Origin of the sequence: Ensifer sp. R-19, from assembly GCF_049905105.1 — a bacterium.
Lineage (GTDB): Bacteria > Pseudomonadota > Alphaproteobacteria > Rhizobiales > Rhizobiaceae > Ensifer.
In genome coordinates this window covers 1601009-1620931 of the sequence record NZ_CP184570.1, presented here as the reverse complement: position 1 = coordinate 1620931, position 19923 = coordinate 1601009, and the positions used below count along the sequence as shown (strand labels likewise).

Below are 19923 nucleotides of genomic sequence, written 5' to 3'. Positions count from 1 at the left end.
AAGCCTGATGACAGGAGTTCCAGATGCAAGAAGCGACCACCCACTTTGCAACGGACGACGGCCAGAAATACCTGACGCAGCTCTGCAAGCACTTCGCCCACAAGATCGACGTCGAACAGGCTGGCGATCGCGCCGAACTCCGGTTTTCCTGCGGGACCGGCTATCTCCAGGCCACACCGGATGGCCTGAGCATCCGCGCCCGCTCGCCTGGCGAGGCCGATCTCGACGATACGAAATCGGTCATCGAAAGCCATCTTCTGCGCTTCGCGTTCCGCGAGCAGCCGGGATCGCTCCACTGGCAGGCCGCCGGCTGAGCGCCACGGGCTGACAACGCTCTCAATAAGAAAATTCAATGTGTTGGTCGAAAACGTCCAACGCCATTGCGCGGCTATGCGTCGCGTGCCGAGGATCGACAGGATGCAATCGTCTAGGCAAATCGCAGAAATCGCCACCTTTCAAAGCTTCGCCAACTGCTATCTACGCGAAGTGAACCCGGGTATCCGGGTCATGCATCGAACCGTCGGCGGCGCTTTCGACTGTGTGGAATGGTCGCTCCCGAGGCAGCACATGATCTTGCGCGTCGAGGTGATGTCGCCGTCCCTCTGCGGCCCGCATCATTTCGGCCGGGTCTGGGGCAGGGGCGGTTCCGACGGGACATGGCGCCAGATCGAACTGATATCGGCGCTGCACATCCTCATCCACGAGTGCTACCGCCAGGGCGATGAAAACCAGGCGGATGCATTGCGCGGCTTCGAACTCGAACTGCTGATGCGGGTCCTCGAAAGTTATCAGCAGACCGCACTCTATATCGACAAGGCGGAGCCCGAGCCGGCAGAGGGCGGCCATTTCATCGAGGCGGAGCAGTCGCTCGTCTTTGGTCACTGGCAGCATCCGACGCCGAAGAGCCGGCAGGGCATGACCTACTGGCAGCAGGAATCTTACGCGCCGGAACTGCGCGGTACGTTCAAGCTGCACTATTTTGCCGCCAAGGCTGAGTGTGTGCGGCAGGCGTCCGCCCGTTCGACGGCGGCCCACGAAATTGTCCGTTCGCTGGTGGGGCCGGATGCGGATGGCGTCACGCTCGGTAACGATGAATGCCTGCTGCCGATGCATCCGCTCCAGGCGGAAGCGCTGCTGCTTGATCCCGATATTCAGGCTATGTTTGCCGAAGGGAAGCTGCGCCACCTCGGTCCAGCGGGCCCCGTTTTCACGGCGACCTCATCGGTGCGCACGGTCTACGCCTCCGATGCCGACTGGATGCTCAAGTTTTCCCTGCCCGTCCGCATCACCAATTCCGTGCGTCTGAACCGGCGCCAGGAACTCGAGGCGGGCGTCGCCATGGCGAAGCTCCTCGATCGCATCGGGTTTGCCGCGCGGTCCCGCAACTTCCGGATCATCCAGGACCCCGCCTATATAACGCTCGACCTGCCCGGCCGGAGCGAAAGCGGCTTCGAAGTCATCCTGCGGGAGAACCCGTTTTCGGGCGCAAAGGGCAGGGGCGTCGTGACGGTTGCCGCCCTGACGGCCGATCCGCTCCCGGGCGAGGGTTCGCGCCTGGAACGCCTTGTCCGAGCTCTCGCCGCGCGCACGGGCGAAAGCCTGCCGGATGCGGCCCTGCTGTGGTTCCGCCACTATCTCGACTGCGCGGTCGAGCCTTTGATCCGCCTTTATGACGACTATGGCATCGCGCTCGAGGCGCACCAGCAGAACAGTCTGCTGGACATCGCCAACGGTTATCCCTCTGCCAGCTATTATCGCGACAATCAGGGCTTCTATCTCTCCGAACGCTATCGCAGCCTGATCGTCAGCCATGTTCCCGAGACGCAAACGATCGCCTCACTCTATTATGCCGACAGCGAAATCCGCGACCGCTTCGCCTACTACCTGATCGTCAATCAGGTCTTCTCGGTCGTCAGTCGCATGGGCCATGACGGCGTCTGTGACGAGAGCCTGCTCTTGCGCGAACTGCGCCTGCATCTCGAAGGTTATGCCGCCCGCATGACCGGAGCCGGACGCGAATTCGCGCGTCATGTCCTCGACCTGCCGACGATCGCCTCCAAGGCCAATCTGACGACGCGCCTCTATGACGTAGACGAGCTGCAATCCAATCACGCGCCGACGCTGTATCGCCCCGTGCCAAACCCGCTCAGGGCGCCGGCAGTCCTGACAGCGCCGAGGACCGATCATGCCATTGCCTCTTGATCTCAAGGGACGGCCGGACGAACGCGTGCTTCGCCAGCTCGCCGCCGCCCTCCTATACGAAGACATCGTCGATGCCAGTGAGCACGCCCACGGGGATGCGGTCGATTTTTCTTGGTCGCTCGGCGGCCGGGATTTCCGGTGCCGCGGCGCCATTGGCCCCTTTGGACGGCTTCGCTTGATGCCGGGTTCGGTGGAGATGCGCGAAGGCGCGGACAGCTGGGTCGCGCCGCCGCTGGCGCAACTGGTTGCCGCCTTGCCGGGCAGCGGCCCGACGCGCGGAAAGCTGCTCGACGAGCTCACGCAGACGATCGCCTTCTGCCAGTGGAACGAACGTCACCTCCCTGCGCGGTCGCGGCGCACGATGTCCTTAGCCGAACTGGAAGGCGCACTTGATGAAGGGCATCCGTACCATCCCTGCTTCAAGGCGCGCACGGGCTTTTCCTTCGCAGACCATGCGGCCTACGGACCGGAAACGGGCCGGGCATTCCAGCTCGTCTGGCTGCTGGTGGCACGCAAACATCTTCACCAGGCAATGCCCGGCGGCGAGGGTGCCTTCTGGCGCGTGGAACTCGGACATGATGTGTGGGCCGAGCTGCTCGCGAAGCAGCAGCAACGCGGCGTCTCGCCGGAAGATTTCGGGCTTGTCCCGCTGCACCCCTGGCAGTGGCGCGAACTGCGCGAAACTGAGCTTGCCGGTTGGATCGCATCGGGGGACATCCATTATCTGGGGCCGGCCGGCGACCGCTACACGGCAACACAGTCGGTGCGCTCGCTGCTGAACCAGGACAGGCCTCTTGCGGCAAGCATCAAGCTGCCGCTCAACATCGTCAACACCTCGTCGCGGCGGACGCTTGAGCCGCATTCGGTCTGCACGGCGCCGGTGATCTCGCGCTGGATTGCCGGGATCGTCGAGAGCGATCCGGCCTTTGGCGAATGCTATCCGCTCACGATCCTGCAGGAATATGCCGGGATTATCGCCGGTCGCGACGGACCTTTGGCGGGCCAAGTGGCGGCGATCTGGCGCGAGAGCGCTGAAGCCACCCTTGCAACGGGCGAGGCTGCCATTCCCTTCAATGCCCTGATGATGATCGAGGCGGACGGACGCCCGTTCGCCGACGGCTGGATCCGCCGTTTCGGCCTCATGCCGTGGATCAACCGGTTGATCGAGATCGCCATCCTTCCGGTCTGGCATCTGCTCGTCCATCATGGCCTGGCGGTCGAGGCGCACGGGCAGAATATGCTGCTCGTTCATCGCGACGGCTGGCCGGTCAGGCTCATCCTGCGCGATTTCCACGAGAGCATCGAGTTCTCGCCGGGCTTTTTGCGCGAGCCGGAAAAGGCGCCGGACTTCCTGGCACTGAACCCAGTCTACCGTGATGCCGAGCCGGACCAGTTCTACTGGACGGACAATCTGGATTCGCTGCGCGAATTGGTGATGGACACGCTGCTCGTCTACAATCTCAGCGAGATCTCCCACCTTCTCGACCACTGCTACGATCTGCCGGAAACGCTTTTCTGGCAGCGGGTCCAAACCGTGCTTGCGTCCTATGAGAGCGAGCATGGGGCGACCGAGCGGCTGAGCCAGCTCGGCTGTGGCCAACCCCGCATTCTCACCGAATCCCTGATGACGAGGAAGCTCCTCGCGCTCAAGCCCGAATACCACCACACGGTGCCGAACAGCTTGGCCGCGAAAGCGCTTCAACGAAGGAGGAAGTCATGATCCGCATCGATGACAGGCTCTACGACGAGTCCTATTTCAGCGAAACATCGGCACGATTGGCCGCCGAGATCGGCCTCTCCGACCGTGACACCGGCCGCTACGCCGTCTGCTTTCCGGAAACCGTCGACTGGCTGGCGCTGTTTTTCGCCATCCGCAAGGCGGGTGCAAGCGTGCTGCCGATCCATCCCGGAACGCCCTATCCGGGCGCACGCAAGCTCGCGATCGGCGCCGGTTGCGACCGGCTGCTCTATAACAGCCTGACAGCCGAAGTTCTCCAGAAGCCCGAGCTGGGGTCGCCGCAGGGCACGCTGTTGCAGATGAGTTCCGGGACGACAGGCGCGCCGAAATGCGTGGCGCGAAGCTGGGCGGAAATCGACGCCGAAATCGAAAGCTATGTTCGCACGTTCCGCCAGCCGGAGGGCATGACGCCGGTCATCGCCTGCCCGACCACCCATTCCTACGGGCTGATCTGCGGCATTCTGGTGGCGCTGAAGCGCGGCCAGACGCCCGTGATCGTCAACACCGGGAACCCGAAATATCTGCTGAAGGTGCTGCGCGAAACGGAGCGGCCGTTGCTCTATTCGTCGCCGGCGATCCTGCACACGCTTGCGCGGCTTCTGCCCCAGGGCGAACAGATCCACGCGACGATGACGTCCGGCACCCTGCTCCCGATCCGTGGTTTGCCGATATCCGCGCCAAAAGCCGGTTCATGTTCCAGCAATATGGCTGCTCCGAATCCGGCTGCATCGCCATCAATCCGGATGTCGCCGCCGCTGGCGACATGGGCTTCGTGCTGCCGCATCTTTCCGCGGAAACGGGCAGCAGTTTCGAAGACGCCGGAGAGATTGTCGTCAGGAATGGCGATGGCGCGCCGATCCACACGCGTGATCTCGGCTACCGCCGCGCCAACGGCATGCTGGTCTTCGTCTCCCGTCTGGACGACATGATCAATGTTTCCGGCCTCAACGTCTACCCGAAGGACGTGGAGGATGCGGTCATGGCCATGCCCGCGATCACCGATGCGGTCGCCTTCCGCAAGAACGACCGTTTTGCCGGGGAGCGCGTGGCGCTGCTCTTCAGCGCCGATGTACCGGTGGCGCCGCAGGCCGTGCGCGAATGGTGCAGCCGCCAGCTCGCCGGCCACCAGTTGCCGATGGAGATCCTGCAGGTCGATGCGGTTCCGCGTCAGGCGAACGGCAAGATCAGCCGGCGGGACGTGGCGGCGCGCCATCTGGCAGGGGAGTTCAACAGGCCAATGGCGGGAGCTGCATCATGAGCGAGAACGAAATCCTGGCGGCAATCGAGACTGTCCTCACCGAAAAAATGGCACATGGGCACATGGAGGGGTTCGGCCCGGATGCCCGCCTCAACGAAGACCTCTATCTCGATTCCGTCCTGATCCTGGAGATCTTCCTCAATCTCGAACTTGAATACGGGCTATCGGTGCCAGAGGAGGCGATCGCGAAACAGGAGATCGAGACGGTCGGCGATCTCGTCTTGCTCTATCTGCCGAAAACGACGGCTACCGTCGTACCGGCCTTTCCGCTCACGGGCGGGACGACCGACGAGGGCGTTCATGGCGAGGCCTACTACGACATCAAGGTTCATTGCTTCGTCAGCTGCGTTTCCGATGGATTGAAGCGAAACGGGCTGGACCAGCGGCCGTTCTATTTCGGCGTCTGGGACGCGAAGTTTGCTGTCAGCGAACGCTTCGAGCTTCTCTATCACGCACCCGACATTACCCAGGAGTTCTTCCGCGGCTGGTTCGAGCGGCTCTACGGTGTCTCCGTCGTCGAATGGTACGATCCGGCGCGCACCAAGCTCGACAACCTTGCAGTGCTCACCGGTCTTCTCAAACAGCGCAGCGAAACCGGCTCGGTCATGGTCATGCTCGACATGTTCCATCTGCCGGAGCGCGAGAACAAGTTTAATCAGAACCCGTTTCCGCACTATCTCATGCTGCAGGAGACCGCCGATCCCGAGACCTGGTTCGTGCACGACCCCGACTATCGCTGGGAAGGCGAGATCGCCAAGGAAAAGGTCATTCACGCGATCATGCAGCCGACAGTCGGCGGCGGCTATGTCTTCGATAATGCCGAAGCGCGCGCGCCACACGCGGAAGACCTGAAAGCCTATTTCGAAGCGTGCTTCATTCGTGACCGGAACCCGCTTGTCGATGCCGTCCGCGAAATCGTCACCGCGCACCTCGACGAACGAGACGGGCTCACGCTCTCGAATCTTGGTGCCGCGGTGCGCGAACTGCCCGTCATCACTATCCGCAAATACGCCTATGAGCACGGCTTTGCCTTCTACTGGCGGGCACTGAAGCTACCGGCGGCGGAATTCGAGAAATGGTGCGAGGAAATCGAGGCGCTGGTTCAGGCGCTGAAGACCCTGCACTACGCCTGCATGAAGCTGGCCCAGACGGGAAATCGCGCCCTGGCCGGAGCAGTCTTCGAGCGCCTCGACGAAGCGGACCGGTTGGAGACGAAGCTTAAGGCAAAGCTCGCCGAGGTCTTCGATCTCTGGTCCGCCCTCGTCCTACCCGCAGAAGTTCCCCCATTGAAGAGGGTCGCGCGATGAGAGTTTCGCTCTGCACCATCACCTTCCGGCATCACCTCATCTCGCTCGACGAGATCGCCACCTGGGCCGAGGCGAACGATTTCCAGGGCATCGAACTCTGGGGCGCGCATGCACGCAACCTGGCGCCACGGGTGGACCGCAACGCCGAGTGGCTCGACGGCTACGGCCTGTCCGTGCCGATGATCAGCGACTACTTGCCGCTTGATGGCGATACCGAAGCGTTGCGGCACAAGACGGTGGAGCTTTGCAGGCTTGCCCGCCGTTGGCGCACCCGCAAGATCCGCACCTTCGCCGGAAGCCGCGGCAGTCTGGCCGTCGGGGCGGACGAGCGGCAACGGATCGTCGCTCGGCTGAAGGAGATCTGCGAGATCACCGCCAGCTACGGCATTCAGCTGCTTGTCGAGACGCACCCGAAGACACTGGCCGACACGGCGGCCTCGACCATGCAACTGATCGAAGAGGTCGACCATTCCCATTTCGCAGTTAATTTCGACACGCTGCATGTCTGGGAGAGCGGTGACGATCCGGTTGCGGTCCATCGGGCCATGAAGCCGCACATCCGCCACTACCACCTGAAGAACATCGTTAGCCGGGCGGATCTCACCGTCTTCGAACCGGCCAATGTCTATGCCGCCGCCGGCAACAGGCGCGGCATGACACCCTTGTTCGAGGGAACCGTCGACTACGATCGATTCCTCCGGGAGATTTCCGGCGATCCGCTGGCCGATGCGTCGCTGGAGTGGTTCGGCAATGATTGCCTGGACACCCTAAGGCGCGACCGCAGGCAGGTGCGCCAGGCGATCGAAGGCGGCGAGCGCCCGTTGCTGACGGCAAACGTCTAGGAACGTGTGCAGAAAAGCCTTCGCGGCGGACTCGGCAGTCCGGCACGAAAGTGAGTAGAACACCGCGCTTTAATCGAACAGCGCGGTGTTCGATGGAGAAGGGCGAAAGTCGGCTGTGTCAGCCGTCCTTGTAGTAGTAGCTGTAGCCGTTGAGCGCCGGCGCGCCGCCAAGATGAGCGTAGAGGACGCGGGATCCTTCGGGGAAGAAGCCCTTGCGGGTGAGATCGATCATCCCCTGCATGGATTTACCCTCATAGACCGGATCGGTGATCATCGCTTCGGTGCGGGCCGCAAGCCGGATCGCCGCGTTCGTTTCCTCGGATGGTACGCCATAGGCGGGGTAGGCGTAATCGGGATTGATGACGATCTCGTTTTCGCGGATCGCCCGGTTGAGCCCGACCAATTCGGCTGTGGAATCGACGATGTTGCGGACCTGGGCGCGGGTTTGCTCGAGCGTGCCCGATGCGTCGATGCCGATCACCCGCTCGGCCCGGTCCTGCGCCGCAAAACCGACGATCATGCCGCCCTGGGTCGAACCGGTGACCACGCAGACGACGATGTAATCGAAGGTGAAGCCGAGTTCCTTCTCCTGTTCCGCGACCTCTTCGGCAAAACCGACATAGCCGAGCGCGCCATATTTGTGCACCGAGGCGCCGGCCGGAATCGGATAGGGTTTGCCGCCCGCATCCTTCACCGACTGGATCGCGTCCTCCCAGCTCTTGCGGATGCCGATGTCGAAGCCGTCATCGACCAGCCGGCTGTCCGCCCCCATCAGCCGCGTCATCAGGATGTTGCCGACACGATCATAAACAGCATCATAGTGCGGCACCCATTTTTCCTGGATCACCACGCATTTCATGCCGATCTTCGCTGCGGTCGCAGCGACCATGCGGGTGTGGTTCGACTGCACGCCGCCGATCGAGACCAGGGTGTCAGCGCCGGAGGCGATCGCATCCGGAACGATGTATTCGAGTTTCCGGAGTTTGTTGCCGCCCATGGCAAGACCGGAATTGCAGTCTTCGCGCTTGGCATAGATCTCGACTTTTCCGCCAAGTGCTGCCGTCAGCCGCGGCAGATGCTCGATCGGCGTCGGGCCGAAGGTGAGCGGGTAGCGTTCGAACTTTTCGAGCAGTGACATTGATCCAGGCCTCCGTGTGGAAATTGTAGGCAAAGGATAGGGGAAGATGCGTGAAAGGTGCTCTCTAATTTCCTGTTCTGGTTTTTTGCAGATGAGATAGAGTTCTCAAACGATTTCGTTGTTCTTCAAGATTGTGGCTCAGAAATGAAAGATTCTTCCAACGAAGATTTCGACAGGATCGACATCAAGATCCTGCGCGCCCTGCAATCAGAGGGCCGGCTGACAAATGCTGACCTGGCCGAGCGGGTGAATGTCAGTCCGGCCACCTGCCACCGGCGGACGCAAAGGCTGTTCGACGAGGGTTACATTACCGGCGTTCGGGCGGAAATCGCACCCGCTGCCGTCGGTCTCGGCGCTTTGGTGATGGTCGGCGTGGTGCTCGACCGTTCGACGCCCGAAAGTTTTGCGGCCTTCGAAGGCGCGGTGATGGAGATGAAGGAAGTGCTCGACTGCAACCTGGTCGCCGGCGATTTCGACTATCTCCTGAAGATCCGCGTCCGCGACATGGCCGATTTCAACAAACTGCACGGCCTGAAGCTGATCGCCTTGCCCGGAGTGCGCCAGACCCGGACGTTCTTCGTGATGAAGGAAGTCAAGGAGAACGCGCGGCTGCCGTTCTGACGGCCGTCATACGGTTGGCCGCCCGCGCAGGAAGGTGCGCGCGGCTCACCTGTCTCGATCGAGAAGGATGCGGCCGGCTTGACGCAGTCCGCCTAGACCTGGACGAAATGGTCCTCGGCGACCTGTTGATAGCGCCGCTCGACCGGAACGTAGTCGGGCGCGCGCAAGGGGCTTTTGAGCTCGTCGCTCGCAACGCCACGGCGCGTGTGGCGGCGGGTCGGGTCGGCGATCGGGACGGCGGCGATCAGCTTCCCGGTATAGGGGTGCTGCGGGTTTTCGAACACCTGTGCGCGTGAACCGATCTCGACGATTTCGCCGAGATGCATGACCGCCACACGGTGGCTGACGCGCTCGACGACCGCCATGTCGTGCGAGATGAACAGGTAGGCGAGGCCGAGGCTCGCCTGCAGGTCGAGCAGCAGGTTGATGACCTGCGCCTTGATCGAGACGTCGAGTGCGGAAACGGATTCGTCGGCGACGATCACCTTCGGGTCGAGCGCCAAGGCGCGCGCGATGCAGACGCGCTGGCGCTGGCCGCCGGAGAATTCATGCGGGTAGCGCGCCGCCATGTCGGGTTGCAGGCCGACGCGTTCGAGCAGGTCGGCAATCCTCTCGCGGGCCTGGCGTGGCGTGCCGAGCTTGTGTTCGAGATAGGGCTCGGCAATGGCCGCCCCCACCGTCATGCGCGGATTGAGGCTCGCGAAGGGATCCTGGAAGATCATCTGCATGGTGCGGCGCATTTCGCGCAAGCTCTTGCGGTCCATCGCCAGCACGTCCTTTCCGTCAAGCATCACCGAGCCGCTTTCCGGTTCGATCAGCCGCATGATCGCGCGGCCGGTCGTCGATTTGCCGCAGCCGGATTCGCCGACGAGCGACAGCGTCTCGCCCGGCTGCAGGCTGAACGAGACGTCTTCGATCGCGTGCACGCGGCCCTTGAGCTTGCCGAGCAGGCCCGCATGGATGTCGAAGCGCTTGACGAGGTTCTTCACCTCAAGGATCGGCTTGCGGTCGGATTGAACCGTGTCGGTCGCTTCAGCCACGGTACCCGGAAGACCGGTTGCCGCATCGATGACCGGAAAGCGCATAGGCTGGGGCTCGCCCTTCATCGCCCCGAGCATCGGCACTGCCGAAAGAAGCGCGCGGGTATAGGGATGTTTCGCCCTGAGGAAGATGTCTTCCGTCTTGCCGGTCTCGACCGCGTCACCGCGGAACATCACCACGGTGCGATCGGCGATCTCGGCGACGACGCCCATGTCGTGGGTGATGAACAGCACCGAGGTGCCTTCCTCCTCCTGCAGCACTTTGATCAGGTCGAGGATCTGGCCCTGGATGGTGACGTCGAGCGCCGTCGTCGGCTCGTCGGCGATCAGGAGCTTCGGACGGCTTGCAAGCGCCATGGCGATCATCACGCGCTGGCGCATGCCGCCGGAGAAGCGATGCGGATACTCGTCGAAGCGCGAGGCGGCCGAAGGGATACGGACCTTTTCCAGAAGGCGAATGGTTTCTGCTCTCGCCTCCGCCTTCGACATCGGGCTGTGGCAAAGCAGGGCTTCGGAGATCTGGTCGCCGATGGTGAACAGCGGATTGAGGCTGGTCATCGGCTCTTGGAAGATCATCGCGACGTCGTTCCCGCGCACATGACGCATCTCGGATTCGGGCAGGTCGAGGATGTTGCGGCCGCCCATCATCACCCGGCCCTCGACGCGGCTCGTTTCCTTCTGCAAGAGCCGCATGATCGAGAGCGAGGTGACGCTCTTGCCCGAACCGGATTCGCCGACAATCGCGACGGTCTCTCCCGGCGCCACCTGGAAGGAGATGTCGCGCACGACGGGCTTCCATGCGCCATCGACCAGGAACGAAGTCGTCAGGTTCTCGACGGAAAGAACAGGCGTCGTCGAGCGGGCCTCTGCGATTGCGGTGTCGGTCATGTCGGCTCCTCCGCCTGTTGCTATGCGTCTTGTCGTTTTCGGTGTCCGGTCAGTCGGGCCAGCGCAGCAGGCCGGCGAAGCGCCGGGCGTTGCGCTCGCTGAGCGAGGTGGCGATGATCTCGTTCGAGGCGCGCGCCTTGTCGAGTTCCTCGGCAAGGCGGCTTGCGACCACCTTCTCCTGGCCGGGGTGCAGGTTGCACGGGTCGAGATAGAAGTAATTGTGCTCGGCCTCGTGGTCCCGCACGATGATCGGCGGTGTGCCGCGGGCGAGCGCGTCGGCGAGATCCCAGGCGGTGATGTGGGCTTCCTGCGGGTCGATGTTGACGCGCAGGCGGTCGAGCGGGTTGTTGGTCGGATCGGCCTCGACCACCGGCTTGATGCCGGGGCGGCCGCTCAGCGTCTCGTGCCAGAGGTTCAGGTAACCGGTTTCACGCTCACGGATGCCGGCGTGGTCGCGCTTTTCCCAGGCTTCGAGTGCCGCCATCACGCCCAGCATGCTTTCCTTGCCGACCTTCATGCCGCGGCCGATGCCGAGGTTCTGCAGGAAGGTGTTGCGCACCAGGTCCTTTTTTCCGGCGACGATGCCCGAAGTCGGGCCACCCAGGAACTTGTGGCCGGAATAGAGCACGATGTCGGCGCCCTCATCGAGGAAGATGCGCAGATCATATTCCGAGGCCGCGTCGACGATGACCGGCACCCCCTTCGAATGGCAGACCTCGGCAAATTCCTTGAGCCCCAGGAGGCCGTATTGCACCACATGGTGCGAGACGACGTAGACGGCGCAGGCCGTACGCTCGTTGATCGCGCCCTCCAGATGGTAGCGATAGGCCGATGTCGCCTGGCCGACCAGCACCGGCTTGGCGCCGGCGATGCGGATTGCCTGGTCGACGGGCGCGCCGTAGCTCACCACATGGCCCATTTGGATGACGACCTCGTTCTTGAGGCCGCTGGTGTCGGGCAGGCGCTCGATCGCGGCAAGGTCGCTGCCGGTCATGGTTCCCGAGACGGCAAGGCTGATGCCGGCGGAGCAGGACGCCGTGACGAAGCCGGCTTCGGCACCCGTCAGCCGCGCGATCACGGGGCTCACCTTGCGCTGCAGGTCGTTGATCTCGACGAATTGCGGCAGTATGCCTGTCATCGCGGCGATCGCTTCCGGGACCACGATCGATGCGCCGAGCCCGGTCATCGTGCCGGAGACGTTGATAACGGGACGAAGTCCGAGAGCTTCGCGAATGTCACGGTCAGGCATAGTGGGCTCCATGTGATTTTTTGGCAGGCGATTTTCTGGCAGGCGAAACGGATAGACTATTCCGTTTTCGCGGAATATCTACCATAGTAATGAAGTATGGGTGAGGCCTTCCGCCATCTGTCGCGGCCGCCATCGAGGGCGCGGCAGCAGCGGGACCCGACACTTTCCCGGCAGTGCGCAATTCGAGCCGCGCAGGAGTTGAGCAGTGGACAAGACGATGACCGGCGTCGAGCCGAACGAGGACATAGAAACGACCGGCAAGCCGCGCCGTTCGCGCGTGAGCGGTATGGACCGCGCCTTGCAGGTGCTCGATTTCCTTTACGAGACGGGTTCCCCGAGCGGCGTCTACGCGATTGCCAAGGCAGTCGGCGCGCCGCTGTCGACGGCCTATGTGATTGTCGACGACATGGTCGAGAAGAACCTGCTCAGCCGCGATGCCGATGGGCTCGTCTGGCTTGGCGACCGGCTCTATCATTATGGCCTCGCCTATGCCCGTTCGCTCGATTTCCTCGGCGTTGCCACCCGCGAGATGCATGACCTTGGTCGGGAAGTGTCCGAAACGATCCAGCTTTGCGGTCGCGACGGCGACTACATGCAGGTGCTCGCCATGGCCGACGGTCCCGGCCATTTCCAGGTGACCTCGCGCGTCGGTACCCGTGTGCCGCTCAACTGGACGGCATCCGGTCGCCTGCTCGTCGGCCATCTGCCGGCCGACGAAAGGCTCGAGCTCTTCCGCCGCTGCGCCCGCACCTCGCCGACCGGCCGCGCCGACATCGATCCGGCGGCACTTTCCGATCAGGCCGGCAGCGCGCTTGCAGCAAGGCTGTCTATCCAGGCCGGCGAATCCGATTACGCGGTCGCCTGCGTCGCCGCTCCCATTCTCGACGACAAGGGCAATTGCGCCGCGACGATCTCCATCGTTCTGCCCGAGCAGAAGATCGTCGACGACCGGGCGTTCTACGCCGATCACGTCAGGGTATCCGCCGAGCGGATCGAGAAGATGATGGGCTGGCGCAGCCATTGATCCAACCTCCCGTCGTTAATCGTGCAGAGCGACGATCGCTTCGATCTCGACGGTGATGTTGCCGGGTAGCGACCCGAAACCCACCGCCGAGCGCGCATGGCTGCCGGCCTCGCCGAAGACATCCATCATCAGGTCCGAGCAGCCGTTGATGACGCGCGGGTGCTCGGCGAAATCCGGAACGGCATTGACCATGCCGAGGATCTTGACGATGCGCTTGACCCGCCCGAGGTCGCCCAGTGCATCGTGCATGACGGCAAGCAGGTTGATGCCGGTCAGCCGGGCGTGATCATAGGCGCTGTCGATATCGACATCGGCGCCCACCTTGCCGGCGTGCAGATGGCCATCGACTTCACGCGGGCCCTGGCCTGAGAGGTAGAGGATATTGCCTTCGCGCACATGCGTCACGAAATTGGCGATCGGCGGCGGCGCCGGCGGCAGGTTGATGCCGAGGGCCTGAAGCCGTTGATAGGGCGAGACGGCGGCAGGGCTGTCTTTTTTCTGATCCAGACTGTTCACGCGATGTCCTGTCATTTCTGTATTCTGTCGTCTCGAGTCAGCGGTAGCCGAAGCCATGGCTGTGATCGGGGCACTCGATATGCGGCGGCTGGTAGCGGTTGGCCGCGACCACCTCAGCGCCCATGACCGCGTAGCGTGGCTCGAAGAGGCGGTTGAGGTGCGCCTCCGCCCCAAGGGAATCGAAGACCCGCAGTTCCGAGTCGACGAGGTCGAAGAGGGTGAACTCGGCGCGGGCGCCGACGCTCAGGAGATTGTCCATCGGCAGGCGGATCACCGAGGCCGGCGCCTGGGTCACGGCCTCGACCACCTTTTCAAAGGGCATGCCGACGCTGAGCAGCTTCGACATGGTGGTGCCGAGATCCCAGACGGACTGGTTCATGCTGCGCAGATGTACGTCGGTGGAGATTGAGAAGGGCAGCAGTCCGCGGGCGATCGCGACTTCCGCGACGCGGAAGGAGAAGGAGGCGCCGCCATGGCCGATGTCGAGGCGGATGCCTTCGCCGGCGCAACGTTCTGCAAGCTCGAACAGGTCCTCGTCCTCGATGATGCTGGAGCCGGCCTTGCCGTTGAAGCAGTGGGTGACGATGTCGCCGGGGCCGAGGATCTCCAGCACCTCGTCATAGAGCGCCGGGGGTTCGCCGACATGCACCATCATGGGGACCTTCAGGATCTTGGCGATCTTCTTACCGAGCTTGACCGGCGTCACGCCCCAGGACCCGGTGATCATATGGCTGGCACGAACCTTCAGCCCGACGATGTGCTCGCGGTTTTCCTGGTAGCAGGCGATGATGCGGTCGATGTCGATCGAGCGGATGTCGGAGAGTTCACTGACGCGGTTGCAGGCGACAAGGCCGATCGAGCCGAGATTGAGAAACGCCTTGATGCGCTCGCGCGACGGCTCGATGATGTATTCGCGAAAGCCGTGGAAATTGGCTTCGCCGGCGGAACCCGCATCGACGATGGTGGTGACGCCGCGCTCCATGCCGCAAAGCTGCGGGCGCACGGAGATGTCGGTGCCGCCATGCCAGACATGGGCGTGCAGGTCGATCCAGCCGGGCGAGATCCAGGCGCCGTGACCCTCGACGCGACGCACGCTGCCGGATGCGTCCAGGTTCGGGCCGAGGGCCGAGATGCGGCCTCTGCCATCGACGAGTATATCGATCGTTTCGGCCGGCGCGTCCACGCCGAAGGCGACGGGTTTCACCTGCCGGATCAGGACCGGACCGGCGTCCTTGGTTGCGTTCGTCATGACTTACAGATCCTTTCTGAGGCGGGGGTCAAGCATGTCGCGCAGGCCGTCTCCGACCATCTGCAGCGACAGCACCGAAAGCACGATGGCGATGCCGGGGAAGAGCGTCACCCAGTCGGCCTGACCGATATATTGGCGACCCGAGGCGATCATCGTGCCCCAGGTGGGAATTTCCGGGCTGACGCCGACGCCGAGGAAGGAGAGGCCGGCCTCGGCCAGCATGGCATGGGCAAAGAGGAAGGTGCCCTGCACCAGCACCGGAGACAGAAGATTGCGCAGCACATGCCGCGTCATGATGTGCGGCGTCGAGATGCCGAGCGCGCGCGCCGCCTCGACGTAAGGAAGCTCGCGGATCACCAGCGTCGAGGCGCGCACCACGCGGGCGAGCCTCGGTGCATAGACGATGCTGAGCGCAATGATGACGGTGGTCAGCGATGGCCCAAGCGCGGCGACAAGCGCAATCGCAAGGAGGATGTCCGGGAAGGCCATCATCGCGTCGATGACGCGGGCGATCGGCGTGTCGAGCTTCGGGAAGAAACCGGCGAGCAACCCGAGCACGACGCCGATCACGGTCGCGAGCGTGACGACGGCAGCACCGACGAGGAGCGACAGCCGGCCGGCATAGATAGTGCGGGAGAAGACGTCGCGGCCGAATTCGTCGGTGCCGAAGAACCATTGCAGGCTCGGCGGCTGCAGCCGGTTGACGATCGACAGCTTGCCGGGCGCATAGGGCGCGATGAGCGGCGCGAAGACGGCGAGCAGCACGAAGACGGTCAGCACGATCAGGCCGAAGGCCACCGTCTTGCGCTTCAGCAGGCGGCGGACGAACTTGCGGCCCTCGCTCTCGGCGGGGACTGATACGGTGACGGTCATCAGTAGCGTACCCTTGGATCAACGAGGAGATAGAGCATGTCGATCGCGAAATTGATCAGCACGTAGAGGGCGGCGATCACCAGCAAGGCCCCCTGGATCACCGGATAGTCGCGGCGAAGCACGGCGGAGACGACGAGGTTGCCGACACCCGGCAGGCCGAAGACCGTCTCGGTGACGACGGCGCCGGAAATCAGCACGGCGGCGGTCAGGCCGATAATGGTGAGGATCGGGATCAACGCGTTCTTGAGAGCATGTTTCATCACCACCTTGCGCTCGCCAAGCCCTTTGGCTCGGGCGGTGCGGATGAAATCGTCGCCGAGCACATCGAGCATCGAAGCGCGGGTGAAGCGCAGGATCAGCGCGGAGGAAACGACGCCGAGCGCGATCGCCGGCAAGGTCAGGTGATACATGCGCTCGGTAAAGGAGGAGCCAGGCCCGCCATAGCCGGAAACCGGGAACCAGCCAAAGCGCACCGCAAACACCTGGATGAGAATCAGGCCGAGCCAGAAGCTCGGTATGCTGGCGGCGAGCATCGCAAGCGTGGTTGCCGCCTGGTCGACGAAGGAGCCGCGCTTATAGGCGGCGTAGATGCCGATCGGCAGCGCGATGGCGCAGGCGATCACGATCGAGAACAGCGTCAGGAAGAAGGTCGGCTCGGCGCGTTCGGCCAGCGCTGAGGTCACCGGCTGATTGAGGAAGATCGACTGCCCGAGGTCGCCCCGCAGCAACTGGCCGATATAATAGACATATTGCAGGCCGAGCGACTGGTCGAGGCCGAGCCGGGTGCGCAGCGCCGCAATGTCCTCCTGGGTCGCTTCCGGACCGAGCATCACGGCGGCCGGATCGCCCGGTGTCACGCGGACGATGACGAAAACGATTGTGACGACGATCGCCATGACGACGATCATGCCCATCAGCCGCTGGAAGATGTAGCGTAACATGGTGGCCTCGAACCTTTCCTGTGCGCCGCAACCGCCGGAGCGGGCAACGGCGCGCCCTTCCGGCGGGCGCCAGGCTTGTAGCCGGGCGCCCGCCGAAGTCCCTGGGAGGGTGGGAGCTTACTTCTTGATCGAAGCGTTCCAGAAATACGGCCATGGCGCCGGGGACACGCCTTCAAGCGTCTTCGACTTTGCCGAGAGCGCGTTGAAGTCGCCGATCTTGATGAAAGGCACTTCTTCGAAGATCACCTTCTGCACGTCGGCCCAGAGTGCTACGCGCTTGGCCGGATCGGATTCGGCGTTGAAGGCATCGACCGCCTTGGCGCGCGCCGGGGTATCCCAGTTGCCGGGCGCCTTGGTTGACATCATGCCGATCAGCGCCGGTTCCGGCAGGAAGGGGCTGTGGGTGATGTAGATGTCCCAGAGCGTTGGGTCGGCGCGGCGCTGCGTCAGTGTCGCCCAATCGACCACCTGCAGATCGACCGTGAAGCCGGCGAGCTTCAGATACTCGGCGGCGACCTGCGCCATCTTGTAGTGGAACTCGTACTGGCGGCTCGTCAGGATGCGCAGCGGTTCACCCTTGTAGCCGGCGGCCTTCAAGAGTTCGCCAGCCTTTTCCGGGTCGGCGATGTTGTAGGCGCCTTCGGTGCCGGCATCCGTCCGCCAGGTGAATTGCGACGGATAAAGTGCTGCATGGAGCGCATAGAAGTCGGTGCTGCCGAAGGCGGCGGCCATCATATCTTCCATGCTGAGCGAGGCGCGGATCGCCTTGCGCAGATCGAGGTTCTTGGTCATGCCGTTGCCGGAGTTCAAGACGAAGACCGGCCAGCCGAACGGCTGGAGCATGACGGGATCGGAGGCGCTCGAACCCTTCACGCGATCGAAGGATTCGACCGGCAGGGAGTCGACATAATCATACTGGCCGGAGACGGCCGCCTCGACGCGGGTGTTCGGGTCCGGAACCGGCACGAAACGGATTTCGTCGGCATACTGGTGGCGGGCGCCGCCATAGCCATTGGCCTCGCCTTCCGGCGACGTGTAGGCATCGTAGCGGGTCAGCTGGATATACTGGTCCGCCTTGCGCTCCTTCAACTGGTAGGGGCCGGTGCCGACGAAATCGGTCATCGGCTCGGCCTGCTTTTCCGAGGGAAGCACGATCGCCGCGGAGTTGTTGAAGGCGAGCAGCGAGACGAGCGGTGCGTAAGGGGTGTTGAGCGAGATCTTGACCGTCAGCGGGTCGACCGCCTCGATGCCGGCAATCGTGGTTGCCGTCTGCTTGCCGCGCGAGGCGACCTTCGTCCAGCGCTCGAGCGAGGCGACGACGTCCTTGCTGTCGAGATCGCTGCCATCATGGAACTTGACGTTCGCGCGCAGCTTGATCGTGTAGGTTTTGCCGTCGGCGCTGATCTCGGGCAGGCTGGCAGCAAGCAACGGCGTTGGCTTCCAGTCCTTGTCGAAGGTGTAGAGCGTCTCGAAGATGTGCTGCGAGATGATGCCGACGAGGTCGGCGGTCGATGCCATCGGGTCGAGCGTCGGGGGCTCCCCGACCGTCGCGACGTTGATGACGCCGCCCTTTTCCTGTGCAAAGGCAAGGGTTGCCGATGCCACGAGCGCGGTTCCGATAAGCAATGCAAGTTTGGTCGATTTCATATTTGTTCCTCCTCATATTCCATAGTTATGCTATGTCGTTCTTTATTTTGGAATATAAAAGTCCACGAAACCGGAAATGTCAACCGATCGTCGTCGTCACGTCACGCAGCTTTGCGGAAAAGTCCGGTTGATGGGGGCGGGAAAGGCGCTCGGCGGAGACCGGCGTTGAGCCCCGCAATTGCGTTCTGCGCCGGTCGCTGGAGCTATCGCGATGGCTCGCGATTTGTTAGCTCAGAGTCCGGTTCGAAAATGGAGCGCGCAAAGTGAAGGTCATCGGCCTGATTGGCGGCATGAGCTGGGAGAGCTCGGCCGAGTACTACCGCATCATCAACGAGACGGTTCGCGGCCGCCTGGGTGGCGTGCATTCGGCAAAATCGCTGATGTGGTCGATGGATTTCGGCGAAATCGAACGGCTTCAGCATCATGGCGACTGGCCGGCGCTGACGGAGGAGATGATTGCGGCGGCGCGGCGCCTGGAAGCTGGCGGCGCCGATTTCCTGATGATCTGCACCAACACGATGCACAAGATGGCAGCCGACGTTTCGGCGGCCGTTTCCATTCCGCTGCTCCATATCGCTGACCCGACGGCGCAGAAGATCAAGGCCGCGGGCCTGAGCAAGGTCGGTCTGCTTGGAACCGCCTTCACGATGGAGCAGGATTTCTACAAGGGCAGGCTGAAGGACACCTTCGGTCTCGATGTTCTGGTGCCGGAGGCGGACGACCGCGCCAAGGTGCACGAGATCATCTATCGAGAACTCGTCGCCGGCATCGTCAAGGACAGCTCGCGCGACGCCTATCGCGCCGTCATCGCGCGCCTGGTCGATGCGGGGGCCGAGGCGATCATCATGGGCTGCACCGAGATCATGCTGTTGATTTCGCAGGCCGACAGCCCGGTTCCGGTGTTCGATACGACTGAAATTCATGCGCTGGCTGCGGTCGACCTCGCGCTCGAAGGCGCGTGAGACGCCTAATGGCCCGCTGAGCAGCCGCCGCGGCCGGTCGAGGATAGTCATCATCGACCGGTGCAAAGTGGCAACGGCCGGCTGGTCGCCGGCCGTGGTCGTGAGCTTTAGTGCAAGGTGAACTCTCGGGGCTCGCCCTGAAACAGGCTGATCAACGCGATACCTTGCTGCAACAGAAGTTCGGCCGCCGGCAGATCGCCAACGACCAGGTCGTCAGCACAGCTGATGATGATGTTGGCGAGGCTGATCGAATTCTCTGCAAACCGGTCATCGCCGATCTCGTAGGCCTTCTCGGCCGTTGCTTCGAGTGCGTCTGCGACGAGCGCCATCATGTCCGAGCGCTCGTGGAGCGTCATCTTGTCCAGTGTCTTGGCGTCAAGCGTCTTGGCAGAAGTCTGCATGATTACCTTCCCTATTGTTCAAGCCGG

At 63.1% G+C, this 19923-nt stretch carries 19 protein-coding genes; 10 read left to right on the top strand and 9 right to left on the bottom strand.

Features of this window, described 5'->3' with window-relative positions; all coding sequences use genetic code 11:
- Positions 1–23 precede the first annotated feature (23 nt).
- The 7 genes from ACN9MO_RS26695 to ACN9MO_RS26665 all read left to right on the top strand — a co-directional run bounded on the left by ACN9MO_RS26695 (position 24) and on the right by ACN9MO_RS26665 (position 7347).
- A complete protein-coding gene (locus ACN9MO_RS26695) occupies positions 24–314 on the top strand; it encodes a DUF2218 domain-containing protein (RefSeq protein ID WP_113132565.1) in 291 nt (96 codons plus the stop codon).
- A 253-nt stretch (positions 315–567) separates the two neighbouring features.
- Positions 568–2202, top strand: coding sequence for an IucA/IucC family protein (locus ACN9MO_RS26690; protein WP_425987154.1), 1635 nt, complete (start codon positions 568–570; stop codon positions 2200–2202).
- Positions 2186–3922 (top strand): IucA/IucC family protein, encoded by a 1737-nt coding sequence (locus ACN9MO_RS26685; protein ID WP_113132566.1) that lies wholly within the window; start codon positions 2186–2188, stop codon positions 3920–3922. The genes ACN9MO_RS26690 and ACN9MO_RS26685 overlap by 17 nt, the downstream gene beginning before the upstream one ends.
- Positions 3919–4869, top strand: a complete 951-nt coding sequence (locus ACN9MO_RS26680; RefSeq protein ID WP_425987153.1) for an AMP-binding protein — start codon at positions 3919–3921, stop codon at positions 4867–4869. Before ACN9MO_RS26685 ends, ACN9MO_RS26680 begins: the two co-directional genes overlap by 4 nt.
- Positions 4866–5198 carry an AMP-binding enzyme gene (locus ACN9MO_RS26675; protein ID WP_425987152.1) on the top strand — a complete coding sequence of 111 codons (333 nt, stop codon included), beginning with the start codon at positions 4866–4868 and terminating at the stop codon, positions 5196–5198. Before ACN9MO_RS26680 ends, ACN9MO_RS26675 begins: the two co-directional genes overlap by 4 nt.
- A complete protein-coding gene (locus ACN9MO_RS26670; protein ID WP_113132567.1) occupies positions 5195–6505 on the top strand; it encodes a DUF6005 family protein in 1311 nt (436 codons plus the stop codon). The genes ACN9MO_RS26675 and ACN9MO_RS26670 overlap by 4 nt, the downstream gene beginning before the upstream one ends.
- A complete protein-coding gene (locus tag ACN9MO_RS26665; RefSeq protein WP_113132568.1) occupies positions 6502–7347 on the top strand; it encodes a sugar phosphate isomerase/epimerase family protein in 846 nt (281 codons plus the stop codon). Before ACN9MO_RS26670 ends, ACN9MO_RS26665 begins: the two co-directional genes overlap by 4 nt.
- A gap of 118 nt (positions 7348–7465) precedes the next feature.
- Here the strand turns inward: ACN9MO_RS26665 and ACN9MO_RS26660 are convergent, their stop codons facing one another.
- Positions 7466–8485 carry a 1-aminocyclopropane-1-carboxylate deaminase gene (locus ACN9MO_RS26660; protein ID WP_057255297.1) on the bottom strand — a complete coding sequence of 340 codons (1020 nt, stop codon included), beginning with the start codon at positions 8483–8485 and terminating at the stop codon, positions 7466–7468.
- 144 nt (positions 8486–8629) lie between these two features.
- Here ACN9MO_RS26660 and ACN9MO_RS26655 point away from each other — a divergent pair, with 144 nt between their 5' ends.
- Positions 8630–9106, top strand: a complete 477-nt coding sequence (locus ACN9MO_RS26655; RefSeq protein ID WP_057255298.1) for an Lrp/AsnC family transcriptional regulator — start codon at positions 8630–8632, stop codon at positions 9104–9106.
- A 92-nt stretch (positions 9107–9198) separates the two neighbouring features.
- On the opposite strand, the gene ACN9MO_RS26650 is transcribed toward ACN9MO_RS26655, so the two are convergent.
- A complete protein-coding gene (locus ACN9MO_RS26650; protein ID WP_057255299.1) occupies positions 9199–11034 on the bottom strand; it encodes an ABC transporter ATP-binding protein in 1836 nt (611 codons plus the stop codon).
- A gap of 49 nt (positions 11035–11083) precedes the next feature.
- Positions 11084–12283, bottom strand: a complete 1200-nt coding sequence (locus tag ACN9MO_RS26645; protein WP_057255300.1) for an aminotransferase class V-fold PLP-dependent enzyme — start codon at positions 12281–12283, stop codon at positions 11084–11086.
- Between the two features lie 217 nt (positions 12284–12500).
- Between ACN9MO_RS26645 and ACN9MO_RS26640 the strand changes: the two genes are divergently transcribed.
- A complete protein-coding gene (locus tag ACN9MO_RS26640) occupies positions 12501–13307 on the top strand; it encodes an IclR family transcriptional regulator (RefSeq protein ID WP_057255544.1) in 807 nt (268 codons plus the stop codon).
- A 15-nt stretch (positions 13308–13322) separates the two neighbouring features.
- On the opposite strand, the gene ACN9MO_RS26635 is transcribed toward ACN9MO_RS26640, so the two are convergent.
- The 5 genes from ACN9MO_RS26635 to ACN9MO_RS26615 all read right to left on the bottom strand — a co-directional run bounded on the left by ACN9MO_RS26635 (position 13323) and on the right by ACN9MO_RS26615 (position 18533).
- Positions 13323–13814, bottom strand: a complete 492-nt coding sequence (locus ACN9MO_RS26635) for a RidA family protein (protein WP_244495747.1) — start codon at positions 13812–13814, stop codon at positions 13323–13325.
- 46 nt (positions 13815–13860) lie between these two features.
- Complete coding sequence (locus ACN9MO_RS26630; RefSeq protein ID WP_057255302.1) at positions 13861–15072, bottom strand: amidohydrolase/deacetylase family metallohydrolase; 1212 nt, start codon at positions 15070–15072, stop codon at positions 13861–13863.
- Between the two features lie 3 nt (positions 15073–15075).
- A complete protein-coding gene (locus ACN9MO_RS26625; RefSeq protein WP_057255303.1) occupies positions 15076–15945 on the bottom strand; it encodes an ABC transporter permease in 870 nt (289 codons plus the stop codon).
- Positions 15945–16886, bottom strand: a complete 942-nt coding sequence (locus tag ACN9MO_RS26620) for an ABC transporter permease (protein ID WP_057255304.1) — start codon at positions 16884–16886, stop codon at positions 15945–15947. The genes ACN9MO_RS26625 and ACN9MO_RS26620 overlap by 1 nt, the downstream gene beginning before the upstream one ends.
- A gap of 117 nt (positions 16887–17003) precedes the next feature.
- Complete coding sequence (locus ACN9MO_RS26615; protein ID WP_057255305.1) at positions 17004–18533, bottom strand: ABC transporter substrate-binding protein; 1530 nt, start codon at positions 18531–18533, stop codon at positions 17004–17006.
- Positions 18534–18796: 263 nt separating this feature from the next.
- Here ACN9MO_RS26615 and ACN9MO_RS26610 point away from each other — a divergent pair, with 263 nt between their 5' ends.
- Positions 18797–19495, top strand: coding sequence for an aspartate/glutamate racemase family protein (locus ACN9MO_RS26610; protein ID WP_057255306.1), 699 nt, complete (start codon positions 18797–18799; stop codon positions 19493–19495).
- A 107-nt stretch (positions 19496–19602) separates the two neighbouring features.
- Here the strand turns inward: ACN9MO_RS26610 and ACN9MO_RS26605 are convergent, their stop codons facing one another.
- Positions 19603–19896 (bottom strand): hypothetical protein, encoded by a 294-nt coding sequence (locus ACN9MO_RS26605; protein WP_057255307.1) that lies wholly within the window; start codon positions 19894–19896, stop codon positions 19603–19605.
- Between the last annotated feature and the right edge of the window lie 27 nt (positions 19897–19923).

Bases quoted from the DNA above. Each gene is read 5' to 3' on its own strand.
- ACN9MO_RS26695 (WP_113132565.1), top strand. From the start codon at position 24: ATGCAAGAAGCGACCACCCACTTTGCAACGGACGACGGCCAGAAATAC.
- ACN9MO_RS26690 (WP_425987154.1), top strand. From the start codon at position 568: ATGATCTTGCGCGTCGAGGTGATGTCGCCGTCCCTCTGCGGCCCGCAT.
- ACN9MO_RS26685 (WP_113132566.1), top strand. From the start codon at position 2,186: ATGCCATTGCCTCTTGATCTCAAGGGACGGCCGGACGAACGCGTGCTT.
- ACN9MO_RS26680 (WP_425987153.1), top strand. From the start codon at position 3,919: ATGATCCGCATCGATGACAGGCTCTACGACGAGTCCTATTTCAGCGAA.
- ACN9MO_RS26675 (WP_425987152.1), top strand. From the start codon at position 4,866: ATGATCAATGTTTCCGGCCTCAACGTCTACCCGAAGGACGTGGAGGAT.
- ACN9MO_RS26670 (WP_113132567.1), top strand. From the start codon at position 5,195: ATGAGCGAGAACGAAATCCTGGCGGCAATCGAGACTGTCCTCACCGAA.
- ACN9MO_RS26665 (WP_113132568.1), top strand. From the start codon at position 6,502: ATGAGAGTTTCGCTCTGCACCATCACCTTCCGGCATCACCTCATCTCG.
- ACN9MO_RS26660 (WP_057255297.1), bottom strand. From the start codon at position 8,485: ATGTCACTGCTCGAAAAGTTCGAACGCTACCCGCTCACCTTCGGCCCG.
- ACN9MO_RS26655 (WP_057255298.1), top strand. From the start codon at position 8,630: ATGAAAGATTCTTCCAACGAAGATTTCGACAGGATCGACATCAAGATC.
- ACN9MO_RS26650 (WP_057255299.1), bottom strand. From the start codon at position 11,034: ATGACCGACACCGCAATCGCAGAGGCCCGCTCGACGACGCCTGTTCTT.
- ACN9MO_RS26645 (WP_057255300.1), bottom strand. From the start codon at position 12,283: ATGCCTGACCGTGACATTCGCGAAGCTCTCGGACTTCGTCCCGTTATC.
- ACN9MO_RS26640 (WP_057255544.1), top strand. From the start codon at position 12,501: ATGACCGGCGTCGAGCCGAACGAGGACATAGAAACGACCGGCAAGCCG.
- ACN9MO_RS26630 (WP_057255302.1), bottom strand. From the start codon at position 15,072: ATGACGAACGCAACCAAGGACGCCGGTCCGGTCCTGATCCGGCAGGTG.
- ACN9MO_RS26625 (WP_057255303.1), bottom strand. From the start codon at position 15,945: ATGACCGTCACCGTATCAGTCCCCGCCGAGAGCGAGGGCCGCAAGTTC.
- ACN9MO_RS26620 (WP_057255304.1), bottom strand. From the start codon at position 16,886: ATGTTACGCTACATCTTCCAGCGGCTGATGGGCATGATCGTCGTCATG.
- ACN9MO_RS26615 (WP_057255305.1), bottom strand. From the start codon at position 18,533: ATGAAATCGACCAAACTTGCATTGCTTATCGGAACCGCGCTCGTGGCA.
- ACN9MO_RS26605 (WP_057255307.1), bottom strand. From the start codon at position 19,896: ATGCAGACTTCTGCCAAGACGCTTGACGCCAAGACACTGGACAAGATG.